Source organism: Silvimonas iriomotensis (genome assembly GCF_014645535.1).
GTDB lineage: Bacteria > Pseudomonadota > Gammaproteobacteria > Burkholderiales > Chitinibacteraceae > Silvimonas > Silvimonas iriomotensis.
This window is the reverse complement of record NZ_BMLX01000002.1, coordinates 1,014,162-1,032,283: the sequence shown is the minus strand read 5'-3', so window position 1 is coordinate 1,032,283 and position 18,122 is coordinate 1,014,162. Positions and strand designations below refer to the sequence as shown.

The 18,122-nt window shown below is 61.0% G+C and carries 14 protein-coding genes; 7 read left to right on the top strand and 7 right to left on the bottom strand.

Annotation, left to right across the window (positions count from 1 at the left end; all coding sequences use genetic code 11):
- Nucleotides 1–66 precede the first annotated feature (66 nt).
- On the bottom strand, nt 67–1,041 hold the full coding sequence (phnD, locus tag IEX57_RS11275; RefSeq protein WP_188704408.1) for a phosphate/phosphite/phosphonate ABC transporter substrate-binding protein: 975 nt from the start codon (nt 1,039–1,041) through the stop codon (nt 67–69).
- Nucleotides 1,042–1,186: 145 nt separating this feature from the next.
- Between phnD and IEX57_RS11270 the strand changes: the two genes are divergently transcribed.
- The gene (locus tag IEX57_RS11270; protein ID WP_188704407.1) at nt 1,187–1,375 is read left to right on the top strand and encodes a tautomerase family protein; all 189 of its coding nucleotides are present in this window, start codon (nt 1,187–1,189) and stop codon (nt 1,373–1,375) included.
- Nucleotides 1,376–1,483: 108 nt separating this feature from the next.
- On the opposite strand, the gene IEX57_RS11265 is transcribed toward IEX57_RS11270, so the two are convergent.
- Complete coding sequence (locus IEX57_RS11265) at nt 1,484–2,518, bottom strand: imelysin family protein (protein WP_188704406.1); 1,035 nt, start codon at nt 2,516–2,518, stop codon at nt 1,484–1,486.
- Nucleotides 2,519–2,718: 200 nt separating this feature from the next.
- On the opposite strand from IEX57_RS11265, the gene IEX57_RS11260 reads away from it, so the two are divergent.
- The 4 genes from IEX57_RS11260 to IEX57_RS11245 all read left to right on the top strand — a co-directional run bounded on the left by IEX57_RS11260 (nt 2,719) and on the right by IEX57_RS11245 (nt 7,153).
- The gene (locus IEX57_RS11260) at nt 2,719–3,066 is read left to right on the top strand and encodes a hypothetical protein (protein WP_188704405.1); all 348 of its coding nucleotides are present in this window, start codon (nt 2,719–2,721) and stop codon (nt 3,064–3,066) included.
- On the top strand, nt 3,066–3,779 hold the full coding sequence (locus IEX57_RS11255; protein WP_188704404.1) for an N-acetylmuramoyl-L-alanine amidase: 714 nt from the start codon (nt 3,066–3,068) through the stop codon (nt 3,777–3,779). Before IEX57_RS11260 ends, IEX57_RS11255 begins: the two co-directional genes overlap by 1 nt.
- 167 nt (nt 3,780–3,946) lie before the next feature.
- The gene (locus IEX57_RS11250) at nt 3,947–5,659 is read left to right on the top strand and encodes a proline--tRNA ligase (RefSeq protein ID WP_188704403.1); all 1,713 of its coding nucleotides are present in this window, start codon (nt 3,947–3,949) and stop codon (nt 5,657–5,659) included.
- Between the two features lie 75 nt (nt 5,660–5,734).
- Entirely contained in the window at nt 5,735–7,153 is a 1,419-nt protein-coding gene (locus tag IEX57_RS11245) for a 3'-5' exonuclease family protein (RefSeq protein ID WP_188704402.1), read from the top strand.
- Nucleotides 7,154–7,161: 8 nt separating this feature from the next.
- Here the strand turns inward: IEX57_RS11245 and IEX57_RS11240 are convergent, their stop codons facing one another.
- Nucleotides 7,162–9,978, bottom strand: coding sequence for an EAL domain-containing protein (locus IEX57_RS11240; RefSeq protein ID WP_188704401.1), 2,817 nt, complete (start codon nt 9,976–9,978; stop codon nt 7,162–7,164).
- A 286-nt stretch (nt 9,979–10,264) separates the two neighbouring features.
- Here IEX57_RS11240 and IEX57_RS11235 point away from each other — a divergent pair, with 286 nt between their 5' ends.
- Nucleotides 10,265–10,426 (top strand): hypothetical protein, encoded by a 162-nt coding sequence (locus IEX57_RS11235; RefSeq protein ID WP_188704400.1) that lies wholly within the window; start codon nt 10,265–10,267, stop codon nt 10,424–10,426.
- 188 nt (nt 10,427–10,614) lie between these two features.
- On the opposite strand, the gene IEX57_RS11230 is transcribed toward IEX57_RS11235, so the two are convergent.
- Nucleotides 10,615–11,472 (bottom strand): PIG-L deacetylase family protein, encoded by an 858-nt coding sequence (locus tag IEX57_RS11230; RefSeq protein ID WP_188704399.1) that lies wholly within the window; start codon nt 11,470–11,472, stop codon nt 10,615–10,617.
- Between the two features lie 174 nt (nt 11,473–11,646).
- Here IEX57_RS11230 and IEX57_RS11225 point away from each other — a divergent pair, with 174 nt between their 5' ends.
- The gene (locus IEX57_RS11225) at nt 11,647–12,708 is read left to right on the top strand and encodes a DUF475 domain-containing protein (RefSeq protein ID WP_188704398.1); all 1,062 of its coding nucleotides are present in this window, start codon (nt 11,647–11,649) and stop codon (nt 12,706–12,708) included.
- A gap of 129 nt (nt 12,709–12,837) precedes the next feature.
- Here IEX57_RS11225 and IEX57_RS11220 read toward each other — a convergent pair whose 3' ends face one another.
- The 3 genes from IEX57_RS11220 to IEX57_RS11210 form a co-directional block, all read right to left on the bottom strand.
- The gene (locus tag IEX57_RS11220; RefSeq protein ID WP_188704397.1) at nt 12,838–13,743 is read right to left on the bottom strand and encodes a carbohydrate kinase family protein; all 906 of its coding nucleotides are present in this window, start codon (nt 13,741–13,743) and stop codon (nt 12,838–12,840) included.
- Between the two features lie 95 nt (nt 13,744–13,838).
- Nucleotides 13,839–16,745: a bifunctional diguanylate cyclase/phosphodiesterase gene (locus tag IEX57_RS11215; protein WP_188704396.1), complete on the bottom strand. Its 2,907-nt coding sequence runs from the start codon at nt 16,743–16,745 to the stop codon at nt 13,839–13,841.
- A gap of 290 nt (nt 16,746–17,035) precedes the next feature.
- Nucleotides 17,036–18,088, bottom strand: coding sequence for a septal ring lytic transglycosylase RlpA family protein (locus tag IEX57_RS11210; protein ID WP_188704395.1), 1,053 nt, complete (start codon nt 18,086–18,088; stop codon nt 17,036–17,038).
- Nucleotides 18,089–18,122: the final 34 nt, after the last annotated feature.

The following is an 18,122-nucleotide window of genomic DNA, read 5'->3' as shown; positions in this document are numbered from 1 at the left end:
CGACATCCGGCCATAAAACAAAACAGGCCCGGTCAGGGCCTGTTGGCGGGCGGTGGGGTGCTTTGCCTAGCGTGCGCCGCCCAGCACCACCACAAGATCGTTATAACGGCGATACAGCGCTTTCTCTTTTTGCGCCGAGGCCGTCGCGCTGCTGTTTTTGTCCAGAGCCAACTGGAACAAGGCGTAGAACAGCTGCAAGTCCGTGACCTCACGCAACTGGCGGTTGCTGGAAGGCAGGAAACCCGACAGTTCATCGGCGTAATACAGCTTTTCTTTTTCGTGCGTGGCGTTGGCGCCCTTGCGGCCATAGTTCAGGAAGAACTGACTGACTTTCTGCTGCATGGCCGGCGCCAGATCCTTGCGCATGATCAGCGGGTCATAAGAGAACGCGGGCGATTCCCAGATCACGCGCAATTGCTGATAGTCACGCGGGTATTTGTCGTGCAGTTTTTCCAGGTCATCACTGTTGATCGAGGCCACGTCTGCCCGGCGTTCGACCAGCGCGCGGAAATTGTCCTCGCTGGGGCCGTTGCTGATCTGGCTGAAAAACTGCGTGACCAGCACGTTGTTCTTGGCAAAGGCGTAGTACTGCGGGATCAGATAGTTGGCGGTGGAATCCTTGGTGCCCGTGGCGTAGCGCCAGTGTCTGGGTTCGCGCAGCACGTCATCAAGCGAAGCCGGGCCGTCTTTGCGGGTCAGCAATACCGAGCGGAACTCCGACACTCCACCGGTGAGCGCCAGACGGGCAAAGATTTGCCCCTGTTTTTGCTCTACGCTGGTCAGTGCTGCCTGCGTGCCCAGACGGGCAATCTGGATATGGTTCTGGCCGAACTCGCTCAGGAGTTCCTGCTCGGTCTTGAGTGCAACCAGTCTGACGTTCTGGCCGGTGGCAGCCGACAGATCGTCCACGATGGGTTGCCAGTCTGCTTCGGCTTCTTCCACGCCACGGCTGGCCAGCACACCCATGACAATTTCCGGGCGGGCGGCGTGCGCAGTGGCGGTCACCAGTGAGAGTACCAGGAAGAGCGCGCGCGGTGACATGACGTTTAAGCCTTTGCTTATTTTCAGTAAGTGGGCGAGCTTACAAGCCGATTGTGACGATCGGATGACAAGTGGCACGCATTGGTAAGACAGTGTTGCGCGCCAGTCGGAAATCCTTCTTCAGTGCCTTGAACGGAGCCAGATCATGCCGTTTATCAACATCAAGATCGCAGGCGAGCTTTCCCGTGAGCAGAAAAAGCAGATCGTGGACGAGATCACCGACACCATGGGGCGGGTGGCCAACAAGCCCAGGCAATACGTGATTGTGAATTTTGATGAAACCCCGGAAGAGAACTGGGGCTGGGGCGGGACGTTGCTGGACGGAAAAGGCTGATGGCCGGCTGGCCGCGCTGCCACTGCGCGGCCAAAAGCCCGGTACATCCATGGCAACAGCAAAACCCGCGTCAGCGCCGACCACGGGTTTTGCTGTTGCGGGTGTGGTTTATTTCTTGAACGGTACACCCATCGCGTCGGTCATCGGGCCTTCGATATAGTCAGCCAGCTCATTCAGGCGCCGTTGCAGGATGACAATTTCGCCGCGGCTGGCGCCAGGCTGGCTGGCGTAGTTGCCCGGCAGGGCGGTGAGGGCAAGCCGGGTGTTGATCAGTCTTTCTTTCAGCCCGTCCACAATGTCTTGCCGGTCATGCGCGATCAGCATGTCGTCAAACCCCATGCCTGACGGCGAGCCCAGCAAGACGTATTCGATACCGTCGATACCGGCGGTGACATCGGCCTTGCTGGTTCCGGCGCGCCAGCCAGGGAAAAAGTCCGGCAGGGGCGATACCTCGCCAGCGGCAAGCTGGTGCGTGGCAATGGTGCGGGCCCCCACGGCAGCGTTCTTGAGGGCTTCGGTCAGAAAGGGCGTGTGATAGGCCGGGTTGTATTTCATGCCCTCGGCCATAGAGTTCCACTCAAAAATCAGCGTCTGGCCGCGTCGGGCCATGCCACCGGCAACCCAGCGGCCAAACTGGCAGCTTTTGCCTTTTTGCAGGGCGGGCAGCGGCGGGGCCTTGCTGTCAGCGAACAGCAGTTTTTCCAGCGCCGGCAGGCCACTGGCACCAGCGGGCAAGTGGGCAGACTCAAACACGGATTTGGGCGAGACCGGGTCATCCGGTGTGGTGGACACGGTTTTTTTAAGCAGCGCGTCGTCAACCGCGGCAGCTTCGAATGTCAGCATGACGTCGCGCTGGCGATTGGGGCCAAGGCGCAGCGGCGCAATGCGGTTCCAGGTGTTGCTGGTGTTTTTCCACGCGCTTTGGGCGGCGGCCAGCGTGGTGTCGTTGGGTCTGGCGCATAGCGCATTCATGCTGCTGGCCAGTTGGGCGGTATTGTCGGCCAGCGCGCGCTGGGCTGGCATGACTACATCATTGAAGAGACTCAGGCTCAGGTCACTTGTCTGGGCGCCGGTCAGCTCTGCCCGGGCGGGCGCAATCAACAACATCAACAAGCAAGGCAAGGCGGGAATGCAGTACTTCATGTCTCGATCCATCCATCATGAACCGGCGACCATCCAGTGTTTGTGGTCTATCCGTTTGTTTTATCGGTTATTCCTGCAGACTGCGCAGGCATCATAACCTGACTGCGCAGCATGGCAAACGTCTTGCGGCTTCCTTGATTTTTGGCGCCTGTCGGGCGACACTGGCGCGCTCATAAAGTGATCTTGATGGATGCAACAGCATGGCTTTTTATTTCCGCCCCGATGATGTGCCCGAACTGCAAGGGCTGACCCGCTGGGAACAACGCGTTTTGTTGCGCGGTACCTTCGTCAAAGAGCGGCTGATTTCTACAGTGGTGCTCTTGCTGGCCGTGCTGGTCTCGGTGCAGTTCGGCATCAACCCGGTGCTGCATGCCGTGGCACCGCAAGTGACCAATAATTCTTTCCCTTATATGGCTGTGTTGCTGGTCTGGCTGTTTGTGCTGATCTGGCTGCGTGACACCGTCATGATGAACCTGTTGCGTGGCAAAATTGCTGCGCGCCGCGCCCAACTGGCTGCTGCTGCGCCGGCGGCACCAGGAAACGAATAATGAACAAGCTCCTTGCCGCGCTGGCGCTGGTTGGCGTGGCTGCCGCACCGCTGGCCATGGGCAAGCCGCGACCGCTGACTGTGGCCGTGGATGTCGGCCACTATCTGGACGCGCCAGGTGCGACCAGTGCCTATGGCGTCACCGAATTCACCTACAACAGCAAGCTGGCCGATGTTCTGACCGAGCGCTTGCTGGCGGCCGGCTACACGGTGCGGTTGATCGGTGACGACGGCCAGAGCAAGGATCTGCAAAAACGCGCCAAGGCTGCAGAAGGCGCCGATGTCTTTGTCTCTTTGCATCACGACTCCACCCAGCCGCAGTTCCTGCAGGAATGGGAAGTAGATGGCCAGAAGCAGAAATACGCCGATCGCAGCCACGGTTTCTCTGTTTTTGTGAGCAAGATCAACCCGCAATACAGCAAGAGTCTGGCCTGCGCCAAAGCGCTGGGCGGCCAGATGAAAGCGCAAGGCTTTGAGGTGAACGCCAGCCACGCCGAGAAAATTGAAGGCGAAGGGCGCGAGTGGGCGGATGAAGCCAACGGCGTGTACACCGCAGACTTTGTGGTCCTGCGCGCCACCACCATGCCTGCGCTGTTGCTGGAGTCTGGCGTGATCGTGAACCGGGACGAAGCAAAAAAGCTGGATCTGATCACGACACGGAACAAGATTGCCGATGCCGTGATTGCGGCCCTGGGCGAATGCATGAAGAAGTGATGCGTTAACGTATAGCCGGGTTGCCGCTGCGCTGAGCCCGCCCTCCCGGCGCAGCCCGGGATGGGGCAAGAAATAGCGGCGGCCCGTAGCCCTCTCGCCGGCCCACACGCCGCACGCCCTTCACGCTACAATTGGCGGTTTGCAGATTCCCTACAGACCGACCCACAATGCGTACCTCCCAGCTTTATCTCAACACCCTGAAAGAAGCGCCTTCCGAGGCCGAACTGACTTCGCACAAGTTGATGGTGCGCGCCGGGCTGATCAAGAAGCTTGGCTCGGGCCTGTATACCTGGATGCCGCTGGGCATGCGCGTATTGCGCAAGGTAGAAGAGATTGTGCGCGACGAAATGAACGCCGCCGGCGCGCAAGAGTTGCTGATGCCGACCATCCAGCCGGCTGAACTGTGGCAGGAAACCGGCCGCTGGGCGTTGTTTGGCCCGCAGATGCTCAAGATTAAGGATCGCCACGAGCGCGATTTCTGCTTCGGCCCGACGCACGAAGAAGTCATCACCGATATCGCCCGTTCCGAGCTGCGCTCCTACAAGCAACTGCCGGTGAACATGTACCAGGTGCAGGTGAAGTTCCGCGACGAAATCCGCCCGCGTTTTGGCGTGATGCGCGCGCGTGAATTCGTGATGAAAGACGCGTACTCGTTCGACGCTGATTTTGCCGGCCTGCAAGTGTCTTACGGCAAGATGTATACCGCGTACTCCAACGTGTTTACCCGCCTGGGTCTGAAGTTCCGCGCCGTGGCCGCCGATACCGGTGCCATTGGTGGCGATGGCAGCCATGAATTCCAGGTGCTGGCCGATGCCGGCGAAGACATCCTGGCCTACGCGCCCGAATCCGATTACGCCGCCAACGTCGAACTGGCAGAAGCGCTGGCCCCGGCCACCCCGCGTGCTGGCGCTGCAGAAGCCCTGCGCGATATCGACACCCCCAAACAGACCACCTGTGAAGCCGTGGCTGAACTGATGGGCATTGGCATTGAGCGCACAGTGAAGCTGATTGCGCTGGTGAACAACGACGGCAAGTTTATCGTGGCGCTGTTGCGCGGCGATCACTCGCTGAACGAAGTCAAACTGGGCAAGGTAGAAGGCGTGGGCGAGTTCCGCTTTGCCACGGAAGAAGAAATCCGCGCGCGCTTCAACTGCCCGCCGGGGTTCCTTGGCCCGGTCGGGATCGATGCCGATATCCTCGTGGTGGCAGACCGCTCCGTCGCCGTGATGAGCGACTTTGTCTGCGGCGCCAACAAACCCAAGTTCCACATTGCCGGCGTGAACTTTGGCCGCGATCTGCCGGAACCCAACGTGGTGGCCGATATCCGCAACGTGGTGTCGGGTGATCCGTCGCCGGATGGCAATGGCAAACTGGAACTGTGCCGCGGTATCGAAGTTGGCCATATCTTCCAGCTGCGCACCAAGTACTCTGAAGCCATGAACGCCACGTACGTGGCGGAAGATGGCCAGCCGAAGTTCTTTGAAATGGGCTGCTACGGGATTGGCGTATCGCGCATTGTGGCCGCCGCCATTGAGCAGAACTACGACGAGCGCGGCATTATCTTCACACAAGCCATGGCACCGTTTGCCATCGCCGTGGTGGCCGTGGGTTATCACCGTTCGGAAGCCGTCAAGGCCGCTGCGGACCAGCTCTACGCTGATCTGAAGGCCGCAGGCGTGGACGTGCTGCTGGACGATCGCAACGAGCGCCCGGGCTCCATGTTTGCCGATATGGAACTCATTGGCATTCCGCACCGCATTACCATTGGCGACAAGGGTCTGGCGGATGGCCTTGTTGAATACGTGGCCCGTGCCGGTGGCGAGATGCAGAAGATCGCGCTGGCCGATGCCGTGAGCTTTGCCAGAAAACAACTGGCCTGATCAGGGCTGACTGGCCTGCCTTACCAGGCCGGTGGCGCGCAGGCGTCACCGGCCGCTGTTTTTTTTGAGCCCAGGATGAACAACGCGTATTACGACGAACCGCTGGTGCTGGTGGATCTGGAAACCACCGGCGCCAATGCCACGCACGACCGCATTACCGAGATCGGCCTTGTGCAGATCGACGAACACGGCGTGCGTTCGTGGTCGTGCCTTGTGAATCCGCAGAGAAGCATCCCGCCCTTTATCCAGAATCTGACCGGGATCAGCAACGACATGGTGGCCGACGCGCCGGTTTTTGCCGATGTCGCCCAGGATTTGCTGACGCGGCTGGCTGGCCGCGTATTCATTGCGCACAACGCGCGCTTTGACTACGGGTTTCTGAAAAACGAATTCAAGCGCGCCGGGATCGCCTTTCGCGCCAAAGTGCTGTGCACGGTCAAACTGTCACGCAAGCTTTACCCGGCCGAATACAAGCACAGTCTGGATGCGCTGGTAGCACGCCATGCGCTGGCCATTGAGGGCGACCGCCACCGCGCGCTGACCGATGCCGCTTTGCTGCAGCAGTTTCTGGAGGCCGCCGGCCGCGATCTGGGTCAGCCGCAGGTTCAGGCGGCCATGGCTGAGATGCTGCGCCAACCCGCGCTGCCGCCAGGCATAGACCCGGCCATGATCGACGATCTGCCGGAAACCGCCGGCGTGTATCTGTTCTATGGCGACAATGACGCGCTCTTGTATGTGGGCAAGAGCACCAATATCCGCAAACGGGTGCTGAGCCATTTCGCGGCGGATCACCGGGCCGGCAAGGAAATGCAACTGGCGCATCAGTTACGGCGGATCGACTGGCAAGAAACCGCTGGCGAGCTGGGCGCGCTGTTGCTGGAAATGCAACTGATCAAGACGCGCGCACCACTGATGAACCAGCAACTGCGCCGCACGCGTGAGTTGTGCGCATGGCGACTGGATGAGACTCCGACAGGCGCGCTGGTGCCCAGTCTGGTGTTGCTTGATGAACTGGCAACGGGCGGTACAGCGGCGCGTCCGTTTGTGTTTGGCCCGTATCGCAGCAAGCGTGAAGCACAGAACGTGCTGACCAAAGTGGTGGAAGGCAACGGCCTGTGCCGGCAGGTGCTGGGGCTGGAGGCCAAACCGCGCTCAGGCAGCGGGCCGTGTTTTGCCGCGCAGTTGCATCAGTGCCGTGGTGCTTGTGTGGGCAAGGAGCCGCTGTCGGTCCACAACGCGCGCTTGCTGACGGCGCTGGCCAAACAAAAGCTGACTGACTGGCCATTCCCCGGCCCGGTCGGCCTGCGTGAAGGCAAGTATGAAGGCGCGCCGTTGCAGGTGGTTGACCAGTGGTGCTGGCTGGGCACGGTGTACGAGGCAGGCGACCTGGCCGACGTGCTGGCCAGCCCGCGCCCGGCGTTTGATATTGATGTCTTCAAGCTGATCAAGACCGAACTCAAACGCGGGCAATATCCGCTGGTGCCGCTGTACTGACAGGGCGGTCAGGCGGCGCGGCTGTCGGCCGAGAGATCACTTTGCATCAGCCGGAAAGGCTCCGGCATGGCCAGGCCATAACCCTGACCGAAGTCCACGCCCATGCGGCGCAACTCGTCGGCAATGGCCTGGTTCTCGACAAACTCGGCCACCGTTTTCTTGCCCATCAAATGGCCGATTTCATTGATGGCGCCGACCATGGCGCGGTCGATCGGGTCGGTCAGCATGTCTTTGACAAAGCCGCCGTCGATCTTCAGGTAATCCACCGGCAAATGCTTCAGATAACCAAATGACGACATGCCGGCGCCAAAGTCATCCAGCGCAAACTTGCAGCCCAGTGCAGACAGTTGCTGCATGAAATGCGTGGCACGGGTCAGGCTGGCAATGGCGGCGGTTTCAGTCAGCTCGAAACACAGGCGGGAGGCATCGACACCGCTGCGGGTGATCTGGTCGAGCACATAGCCCAGAAAGTGTTCGTCGCCAATCGAGGTGCCCGACAGATTGATGGCGCACACGGCCAGCGCCTCCAGCCCCGCCCGGTCACGGGCGCTCAGCGTTTCCAGCGTATTGCGCAGCACCCAGCGGTCGATCTCCGGCATCAGGCCATACCGTTCTGCCGCGGGGATGAACGCCATCGGCGGGATGATCTCGCCATTGTCGGCCGCAAGCCGCAGCAAGACTTCCACATGCCGTGCCGCCGTGCCGGACTGCAAACGCACGACTTCTTGCGCATACAGGCGGAACTGGTTTTTCTCCAGCGCGCGGCGCAGCCGGTTGACCCATTCCATTTCGCCATGGCGCAGGCTGACTTCGCTGTCTTGCGGAGAATAGCGCTGCACGCGGTTGCGGCCTTTTTCCTTGGCCATATAACAGGCGGCATCGGCCGCACGCAGGGCTTCTTCCGGCACGATGGAGGCGTCGGCCAGTTCCACCAGACCGATACTCACGCCGACGGTGAACGACTGGTTGCCAAACGAATACGGGAAGTCGAGCACGGCCTGGCGCAGCGTCTCGCCAATGCGCAGGGCCGCTTCGATCTGGCAGTTTTCCAGCAGCACGCCAAACTCGTCACCGCCAATGCGGGCCAGCGTATCGGACTGGCGCAGATGCTGTTGCAGCGCGCTGGAAAGCTGACGCAGCAACTCGTCGCCCGCCGCGTGGCCGCAGGTATCGTTCACGATCTTGAACTGGTCCAGATCCAGGAACATCAGCGCATGTTCGCCCGGGCGCTGCACCAGCCGCGCGTGCAGGCCAGACAGGCGCCGTTCGAACTCACGCCGGTTCACAAGGCCGGTCAGCGCGTCGTGGCTGGCTTGCCAGGACAGGCTGGCGGCGTACTGGCGCTCACGGGTGACGTCGTGCAATACCAGCACCACGCCGGCGACCCGGCCTTCGCGATCATGCACCGGAGAAATCGCCCGGTTGACCGAGATCTCGGTGCCATCGTTGCGGATAATGTTGAGATCACGCTCCAGCGGGGCGATTTCATAATTGCGGATTTCGCCCAGCAGCGACACGGCGGCGTTCTCGTGGCCCGGGTCCATGGCCTTGAACAGCGTATCGAGCGGCTGGTGCACGGCTTTATCAAGCATGATCCCGATCATGCGTTCGGCCGCCGGGTTCATGTATTCCACGCGGCCGACGGTGTCGGTGGTGATGACCGCGTCGACAATCGATGCCAGCGTGACCTGGGCTTTTTCTTTCTCGCGGTGCAGCGCGGCTTCTGCTGTTTTGGCGCGGGTAATGTCGGTGAACGAACCGGCCATGCGTACCGGGTTGCCCGCCTCATCAAAAAACGCCCGGCCCCGTACGCGGAACCAGCGGTAAACACTCTCGAACGCCTGGCCCGTGCGGACGCGGTATTCAATATCGTGCGGTTCGCCATCGTTGAAATGGCGACGATGGGCATTGAGGATGACGTTTTTGTCTTCCGGATGCACCCGCGCCAGCCAGGCATCGGCACGGTTGGGCAGTTCGTCGTCGGTGACGCCCAGCAAATGCCGGAAACGCGGCGAGAACCAGGCGTGGCCAGTCAGCAGGTCCCAGTCCCAGATGCCGTCATTGCTGCCGCCCACCGCGCGCTGAAACCGGGATTCGCTGGCGCGCAGCGCTTCTTCAGACTGGTTGCGCTGATCCAGAAACCGCGCCGTGCGCCGCAACGCCAGGAACACCAGCAAGACGGCCGCCAGCAGGTAGGCAATGGCAATCCAGGTGCCCGTCATGCGCAGGCCGACAGCGATGCTTTCGGAAAACTCGCGCTCGATCGGCGTGAGTTTTTTGTTGATGTCCTGGATTTCTGCGCGGATCTGCACAATACGGGCCGCTTGCAGATCGCCCTGATTGGCGTGGGTGTGCAGTTCTCCGGCCAGCCGCTGCAACTGCGCCAGGTATTCGTCCCCCTCGCCCCACAAGGCAATGGAACGATCGACAAACGGGACATGCCGGAAATTGCGGAACAGCCGGATCATGCCGGGGATGTCTTCGGGCAGATTGCCGCCTGCCAGCAGGCCTTCGCGCGCGGTATACAGATCAGGCTCGCTGATATCCAGAGCCCGGCGGGCGCGTTCATCTCCTTGCGGTACCGCCAGCGCGTTCAGATAGGCTTCGTATTCGCGCTCATCAAGCGTAGAGGCGTAGCGGTCCAGATAATAGATGGCGTCTTTCTGCCCTTTGGACCACAAACTCTCGCCGCCGACAAAGGCCCGCCCGGCCGACAGGATGTCCAGACAGGCCCATTGCAGCAGCACCAGCAGCGACACAATAAGCATGTAAGGCCAGGCGATCGGCAAGATACGCTTGATGTAGATCCAGCGCGAAACGGGCATGACGGCTTCGTTCCTCCACGGCGCTCAGGGTGAGCTGGTGTCAGGTGCGGCGATTGGACAGGCTGGGTACGACGCTTGCGGCCTACTTACGGTTGCGCATAAGAAATCCATTGAATACTAGCCGGTTTTTGATATGCCAAATGCAAATACCCGGTTAGTGGTGCAGTTCCGTAACATTTTGTGGACGGTGATACGGCTCACCAGTACGTGCATGCTGTTACACAAGCGGTCGTCGGCGCTTTTTTCATACCCGTTATAGGGATATGAACCTCACAAGGAGAGGCCGATGAAAACCGTTCTGATCATGCTGGGTCTGCTCGCCGGGCTGACTGGCTGTGTGGTGGTGCCTGCGGGCCCGCCGCCGCGTGCCTACGTGCGCGCCCCCGTTATTGTTGAGCCCGCGCCGGTGGTGGTCGCACCGGCGCCGTGCTGCTGGCACCGGTACTGAGGGGAGGGCGCATCATGAAATGGCTGCTTGCCCTGACACTGTTGCTGCTGCTGGCGGGGTGTGTCGTCGTCCCCGCGCCGATTTACGTGCCGGTACATCACGGCTACTGGCGGTGATACCGGACGGTGATCCGGTGCCATAAAAAAAGCGGCCAGGCTGGCCGCTTTTTTTTTGCTGGATGCCTGCGATCAGGCAAACAGTTTTTTGATGTCATCGCCCGCGGTGACCGTGAATTTCTTGTCGGTCGGCTGCACGGCTTTGCCATCGAAATATTCAACGCGGTACAGCGTGCCGAACGAAAAGCTCGGTGCGGCTTCACCCTGGCCGCCGACCACTTCGGCGCCACGACGCACGTTGTCGGCCATCCAGCCCGGCAGGCGCAGGTGGTACGGATTGCGTTCCACTTCACCCACGTGGCAGGCCAGTGCGGTGATCAGATCGGCCGTGTCTTGTACATTGGTTTCGATCAGCGTGTTGGGCTTGTCCATCTGGCGCCAGAATTCGCTGTTGGCCACGTAGCAGGCGTGGCCAATGCTGGCCAGCGCATCCATGGTCAGGTAGTGCGTGCCAATGTGTGCAGAGTGATAGTCGTTGTCGTTGGGGAACACGCACACGGCCGGCTTGTATTCCTGGATCAGACCGGCGATCACCGCCACTTTCTCGGCCCACTCGGCCGGTGCGCCATCGCGCGTTTTGGTCGATACATTACCCAGGCCGCCCGGGATGGTTTCACGCAGGCTGAAGCCCAGGTAATCGCAGGCATTGGACAACTCTTCCCAGCGCGGTTGCTTGCGGGCGGCATTGGAGCCCTGTGTCACGGCGACGTTGACGACGTGATAGCCGGCTTCGCGGGCAAGGCGCAGCGGCAGCGCGCCGATAATGCATTCATCATCCGGGTGCGGGGCGAAAATCATCACCACCGGGGCACCGGCTTTGGCGGTCGAGGCGGCCGGGTTCAAGCCATCCAGCGAGCTGTACAGGGGCGCATCTTTTTTCTGCAGCAGCGCGTCGTGCGCTTTGACGAGTTCGAGGTATGCCTGACTCATTGTTGTTTCCATCCTTTTTTACGTGGTTTCGTGCCGCGTCCCGATTGCACTGTGGGTCGTGCTTGCGGCGCAACAGGTCGAGTATAGGCGTACAAGCGGGTGCACTCAAAGCCCTGTATGCCGCTGGCAAACGGGCATAATGCCGGTTCAGCCGCAGAACAGAACAAACCATAAATGAAGACACTGAAATACTTTCATCACGCCATCTGGGTCAGCTGTGCCGGTCTGGCCATTGCCGCGGTACTGGGCGGCAGCGCCGGCTTGTGGGCCGCGTTCAACCTAGCGTTGTTGGAAACCAGCCTCAGTTTTGATAACGCCGTCGTGAACGCCAGCATTTTGCGGCACTGGGACAAGCGCTGGCAGCAGCGTTTTCTGGTGTGGGGCATGATCGTCGCCGTGTTCGGCATGCGCGTGCTGTTCCCGCTGGTGATCGTCGCCATCATCGCCCACGCTCCGCCCCTGCCCGGGCCCTTCTCCGTGTACGAATGGATCAGCAGCGGCCAGTGGCCGGCCTCGGACGTCCTGACCATGGCCATCGTGGCGCCGCAGCGCTATGCCACCACCTTGCAGTCGGCGCATATCGAAGTCATGGCCTTTGGCGGGACGTTCCTGTTACAGGTGTTCTGGCATTTCTTTCTGAACCAGAACAAGGAAAGCCACTGGCTGCGCCCGCTGGAACGGGCCATGCAGCAACTGGGCCGCCTGGAAATGGCCGGCGTGGTGCTGACCTTGCTGATCTTGCTGGCGCTGGCCAGCGCGCTGCCATTGCCAGAGGCCTGGCGCTTGCTGGTCGCCGGGGTATGGGGGCTGATCGCGTATACCGTGGTCAACGGCATCAGCGCCTTGATGGGCCAGGACAGTAGCGTGGTGCGTGCCGGCTGGGGCGGGTTTATCTATCTGGAACTGCTGGACGCCTCGTTCAGCTTTGACGGGGTGCTGGGCGCGTTTGCGCTGACCCGCAACATTTTCCTGATCGCCATCGGCCTTGGCATTGGCGCCATGTTTGTCCGCAGCTTCACGCTGATGCTGGTCGACAAAGGTACGCTGTCAGAACTGCGCTACCTGGAACACGGCGCCTTCTGGGCCATTGGCGCGCTCGCCGTGGTCATGCTGATCGCCCCGATTGCCGAAGTCCCCGACGCCGCCACTGGTGGCATCGCCGCAGTGCTGATCATCCTGGCCGCCCTGCATTCCTGGCACGCGAACCGGAAGGATCGGCGGGAAGGGCGGGGGTAGACGGGATTTTGCAGCGGCCACTGGCGGTGGCCATGCTGGATTCTGGCTCAAGGCCGGAATGACGAGTCAGTGGTGGGCAGATAAACACGCAACTGCACATCCACCAACTCACACCGGCCTTGCCACTCCTTAGCCTTGCGCCATCAGCGCCAACACCTCATCCATCGTCGGCGCATAAGCCCCATGCTGCCGGCAAACTGTCGCCGCAGCCGCAGCCGCAGTATCAATATGCGTCTGCAACGGCGCATCAGGGTTATTCAGCACACTGGCAATCCAGCCACCCATGCTGGCATCACCCGCGCCGACGGTGTCGGCCACATCCACCTTGTACACCGACCGGCTGGCTTCGCCTTGCGGGGTCAGCAGGGTCATGCCGTCGCCGCCTTTGGTCAGCAGCACCCAGGCGTCCGGGGCCCACTCGCGCAGGATATCCAGCGCGCCGTTGACGGTCTTACCCGGGAACAGGTGCAGCAGGTCTTCGTCAGAGACCTTGATGTAATCGGCCAGCTCGCTCATGCGCTGCAGCGTGGCGCGGTAGCCGGGGTCTTCCATCAGGTTGCGGTAGTTGGGGTCAAAGCAGATGCGCTTGCCCAATGCCTTGATCTGCTCTGCCGTCTGCACCAGTCTGGCGGCCAGCGGCTGGCGCACAAGGCTGATACAGCCAAAATGGGCGATCTGCAGATCGTTCATCCAGTTTTGCGGAAAGCGGGCGAAATCCAGATGCTGGTCAGCGCTATCGTTGCCAATGAAGAAATAGCGTGGCGGATGCTTGGACGGCACCATGGCCAGGAAAGGCGGGCGATCAACCTGCTGCATAAAGCGCATGTCCAGCCCGGATTCACGGGCAAGGCGGACCAGGTCATCACCGAAATTATCTGCACTGACCGAGCCCGCGTACGCCGTGGGCAAGCCCAGGCGTGAGGAGACGCGTGCCACGTTCCAGCAAGAGCCGCCAGGCACGGCACGCCACAGGCCATCGCCTTCTGAAATGAAGTCGGTCAGTGCTTCGCCAAATACGACAAATTTCGGATTCATTGCCTTTGTTCCAGAAAATCGGTGGGGTGGGGCTGGCTTGCGCCAGTGCTGTTTTGAGCATTATCCCAGTGCGCGAGCATTTGCGGTGATCGGGTTTATACCGTAGCGTCGGGCAAGGTGCGCTGGTGCGGGGCGTCGATCGGGGTGAGCAGGGCTTCGAAAGCATCAGGGCTGATCGGGCGGCTCAAGAGATAACCCTGTACCGAGTCGATGCCCGCCAGTTCCAGGAAGGCCAGCTGATCCTTGGTCTCCACACCTTCGGCCAGCACTTTCATGCCCAGCGTTTTACCCAGGCCAATAATCGCCAGCACGATGGCTTCATCGTTCGGATCGGTCGACAGATCACGCACAAAGCTCTGGTCCACCTTGAGTTTGTCGAAGGCAAAGCGCTTGAGGTAAGACAAGCTGGAGTAGCCCGTCCCAAAGTCATCAATCGACAATTTTACGCCCAGCTTCTTGAGCCGGTGCAGCGCCATGGTCACCTGCTCGCCTTCTTGCATGATGACTGACTCGGTGACTTCCAGCTCTAGATACTGCGCATCAAGACCCGCGTCGGCCAGCGCCTCGGCCACAATTTCGGGCAGATTGGGCTGATGCAGTTGCAGTGGCGAAAGGTTGACCGCAATGGTGATCGGCGGCAGGCCGGCGGCCTGCCATTTTCCGGCCTGACGCACCGCGCTTTGCAGCACCCACGTGCCCAGTGCGACGATCATGCGCGAGTCCTCGGCAATCGGGATGAAGCGCGAGGGCGAGATCAGGCCATGTTCCGGGTGCTGCCAGCGGATCAGCGCCTCTGCGCCGATGATCTGATGATCGGGCAGGCTGACCTGCGGCTGGTAATGCAGCTTGAATTGCTCGTTGTGCAGCGCCATGCGCATGCTGCTTTCCAGTTGCAGCCGTTCCGAGGCGCGCGCGTTCAGATCGGCGGTAAAGAACTGGAAATTGTTGCGGCCGTTGGCCTTGGCCTGGTACATGGCGACGTCAGCATTGCGCACCAGCACATCCGGGCTTTCCGCGTCGGTCGGGTAGACGCTGATGCCGATCGAGGTAGAGGTAGCAAAGCTGCCGGCTTCCAGCTCGAACGGATCAGAGAACACCGCCAGGATATGCGAGGCGACGTCGGTAACTTGTTCGCTGCTCTTTACATCGGTCAGGACCACCACAAACTCGTCGCCACCCAGCCGCGCCAGAATATCTGAACGGCGCACAGTGCCGCGCAGGCGCTGGGCTACCTGCTTGAGCACTTCGTCGCCCGCCGCGTGACCCAGCGAATCGTTCACGGTCTTGAAGCGGTCCAGATCCAGGAACAGCACCGCCAGCAGATGCCCACGCCGTTCGGCGGAGGCAATCGACAACCTCAATTCGTCGCGCAGCAAGTTGCGGTTGGCCAGCCGGGTAACCGGGTCAAAATTGGCCAGTTCGGTAATACGGTCCTGCGCCTGTTTGCGCTCGGTGATGTCGGTCACCGTGCCGATCAGCCGCGTGGGGCTGCCGCTTTCGTCATGCTCCACCAGCCGGCCGCGGCACTGGAACCAATGATACTGGCCGTGGCGCGTGCGGCGGCGGTACTCAATGGCAAACTGGGCGGCGGCGCCGTTGTAATAACTGCGCAGGGCGTCGAGCACGTCTTCGCGGTCATCGGGGTGCAGCTGGTTTTTCCACTTCTCGAACGTCTCGATCATCTCGCCGGGCTCGTAGCCCAGCAGCCGGTCATATTCCGGGCTGGTGACTGCGGGCGTGCGGCCATCAAGCGGCATGTCGAACAGACCGGTGGCAGAGGCTTCCAGAGCCAGTCGCAACTGTTGTTCGCTGCGCACAATGGCTTGCTCGGCCATATGCCGTTCCGAGATATCACGCACCACCGCGCAGTTGTATTCCTCGCCCTTGAAGACGATGTAATTGGAATAAACCTCAATCGGGAACACCTGCCCTGTGCGCGTGCGCAGCGTGCTTTCTTCCACCAGGTGCTTGTGGCGCGACAGGCGCTCCCAGAATTTGGGCCAGACCTCGCCACGGATGGCCGGGTTGATGTCAGAGAGGCGCATATGGCGCAGTGCCTGTTCGGTATATCCCAGGCGCTGACAGGCAATGGTGTTCACGTAACAAATGCGCCCGTTGCGATCCAGCCAGACCGCCATATCCGCGCCGCGCTCGACCGCTGCTTTGGTCAGGTAGAGATCAAATTCGGCTTTTTCCAGGCGGGTGAGCTGGCGCAGCACATAAAACAGCAGCAAGGCGCCGGCCGCGATCATCAGCAACAAGATCATGCCGTTGACCACAATGGAGCGCTGCCAGGCCACCAGCACCGTTTGCTGGTTGACGCCCACGGCAATGCCCAGCGGCCATTTGTCGATGCGCTGCCAGCCATAGATCAGCGTCTGATGGTCAACCGGGCTGGTCTCGGTCATCACGCCGCCGGTATTACGGGCGAACACCTGATCAAAAAACCGCATGAAAGAGATATCACGGCCGATTTCGGCCTCATCTTGCGGATAGCGCAGCAGCAAAATGCCGTCGTTGCGGAACAGGCGGATCGTCAGGTGGCTGGTTTGTTCGCTTTGATAGAAACGGTAGAAAAAGTCCGGGCTCAGGCTGGCTACGATTACCGCCGCCGTCACGCCGTGGGCCGCTTCCATATTGCCCACCAGCGGCAGCACGTTCTGGCTGCCGGCCGGGTCAGGCTGCTGTTCTGCCACATACCAGGGCAGGCCGGGCTGGACGTTGACGAGGCGGAAATACCGCATTTGCGACACATTGCGCGGCGGCACCTGTGGCATGGCCGAAGCCGCCAGCAAATCGCCATTGGGGGCGATCAGGGTGAGGTTGGATATTTGCGGAAAGCGCGCGGCAATGTGCTTGAGTTCGTTGTGCAGGCAGGTTTGGTCGTTGCTGATCAGGCAGGCTTTGATCTGCGGCGTATCGCGCACCATTTGCAGCGACTCGGCGGCGGCATCGGCAGTGCGGCCGACATGCTCTTCCAGCGCCCGGGCAAGTGTCAGCATCTGTTGCTGTGCGGCACCGATGCGGTCCAGATAACTCTGATAAATGGACCATCCGATGACACAAAGTGTCAGCAACAGAACGAGCAAAAACAAAGAAATCAGGATGCGCCTGATTTGACCAAATGATTGGCCCGCATCCTGCTCTTGCGAAGTTTGGGGCCGCTGCACAAGCAAAATTCTCAAAAACGAGGATGCTCATTTTTGAGTCAATTGCTGTCAGTTGGCAACGCGAAGTCGGGCAGAAGAGACACTTCTGACGACCGTTTAGGCCTTTACCTGACAGAAGCCGATTAACGGGCGATGACCGCCTGCAGATTATGTTCGCCTGTCAGCTTCTCAGCGGCAGCCAGGGCCGTGGCGCGGTCCGGGTAGGGGCCAAGACGGACACGGTGCACGCTGCCGGTCGACTGGATATTGAGCCGGGCGACATCGCCATCCAGATCACGGGCCCAGTGGTCGCGGAAATTCTCTGCGTTGGAACGCGAGCCAAATGCACCCAGTTGCAGATAAACGCCTGCGGCCGTCATGGTCACCGGCACGGCTTGCGGTTTGTCGGCCGGAGCCGGCGCGGGCAAGGGCTGGCTGGTGGTCACGGGGGCCGCATCGGCCAGCGGGGTAGTCACAACCGCGGCGGGCGCGGCGGCCAGTTGCGGGGTATCACCGGGGATGGGTTCGCCCGGGGTCAGGCTTTCCACGACCACATCGGTACTGCCATTCATGGCGTAGCCCAGGCGGCAGGCAGCCAGGAACGAGAGATCCATCACGCGCCCTTTCTTGAACGGGCCACGGTCATTCACCCGCACCACCACGCTGCGACCGTTTTTCAGGTTGGTCACGCGGGCATAGCTGGGAATCGGCAGGATGGGGGAGGCTGCTGTCATGGTGTACATGTCATAGACCTCGCCACTGGAGGTTTTCTGGCCATGGAACTTGCGGCCATACCAGGACGCAATGCCTTGCTGCTTGAGGCCGCCGGGCGCCTTCAGCGGGGTAAAGCTCTGGCCCAGCACGGTGTACGGATTATTGGCGAAGCGGTTCAGCACCTCGGCGCGCGGGGTGGGTTCGGGCACGTAGTCCAGCCAGGCGGGCAGGGTTTCGTGCGGGCCGTCATCCAGATAAAACTGGCCAGAACCGGGTGCGCCGGCGGTATAAGCGCAGTGATAGGGCGAGGCCGTGCTGGAAAGCTGGGATGGCGGCGCTTCAGTTGATTGCGGCAAGTTGCCGGCCGAACCCTGAACCGGGGCGGGCGAACGCGGTGTGGTACTACATGCCGCCAGCAATGCAACCGTGGCGGCCAGTGCGACGCGTTTCAGCCAGACAAGGGTATTCGGGGTAAAGCGCACGCCAGACTCCAGATTTACGTATTGTGTGCAGGGC

Bases quoted from the DNA above. Each gene is read 5' to 3' on its own strand.
- IEX57_RS11250 (WP_188704403.1), top strand. From the start codon at position 3,947: ATGCGTACCTCCCAGCTTTATCTCAACACCCTGAAAGAAGCGCCTTCC.
- IEX57_RS11270 (WP_188704407.1), top strand. From the start codon at position 1,187: ATGCCGTTTATCAACATCAAGATCGCAGGCGAGCTTTCCCGTGAGCAG.
- IEX57_RS11215 (WP_188704396.1), bottom strand. From the start codon at position 16,745: ATGCTGACACTTGCCCGGGCGCTGGAAGAGCATGTCGGCCGCACTGCC.
- IEX57_RS11230 (WP_188704399.1), bottom strand. From the start codon at position 11,472: ATGAGTCAGGCATACCTCGAACTCGTCAAAGCGCACGACGCGCTGCTG.
- IEX57_RS11220 (WP_188704397.1), bottom strand. From the start codon at position 13,743: ATGAATCCGAAATTTGTCGTATTTGGCGAAGCACTGACCGACTTCATT.
- IEX57_RS11225 (WP_188704398.1), top strand. From the start codon at position 11,647: ATGAAGACACTGAAATACTTTCATCACGCCATCTGGGTCAGCTGTGCC.
- phnD (WP_188704408.1), bottom strand. From the start codon at position 1,041: ATGTCACCGCGCGCGCTCTTCCTGGTACTCTCACTGGTGACCGCCACT.
- IEX57_RS11255 (WP_188704404.1), top strand. From the start codon at position 3,066: ATGAACAAGCTCCTTGCCGCGCTGGCGCTGGTTGGCGTGGCTGCCGCA.
- IEX57_RS11245 (WP_188704402.1), top strand. From the start codon at position 5,735: ATGAACAACGCGTATTACGACGAACCGCTGGTGCTGGTGGATCTGGAA.
- IEX57_RS11240 (WP_188704401.1), bottom strand. From the start codon at position 9,978: ATGCCCGTTTCGCGCTGGATCTACATCAAGCGTATCTTGCCGATCGCC.
- IEX57_RS11265 (WP_188704406.1), bottom strand. From the start codon at position 2,518: ATGAAGTACTGCATTCCCGCCTTGCCTTGCTTGTTGATGTTGTTGATT.
- IEX57_RS11235 (WP_188704400.1), top strand. From the start codon at position 10,265: ATGAAAACCGTTCTGATCATGCTGGGTCTGCTCGCCGGGCTGACTGGC.
- IEX57_RS11260 (WP_188704405.1), top strand. From the start codon at position 2,719: ATGGCTTTTTATTTCCGCCCCGATGATGTGCCCGAACTGCAAGGGCTG.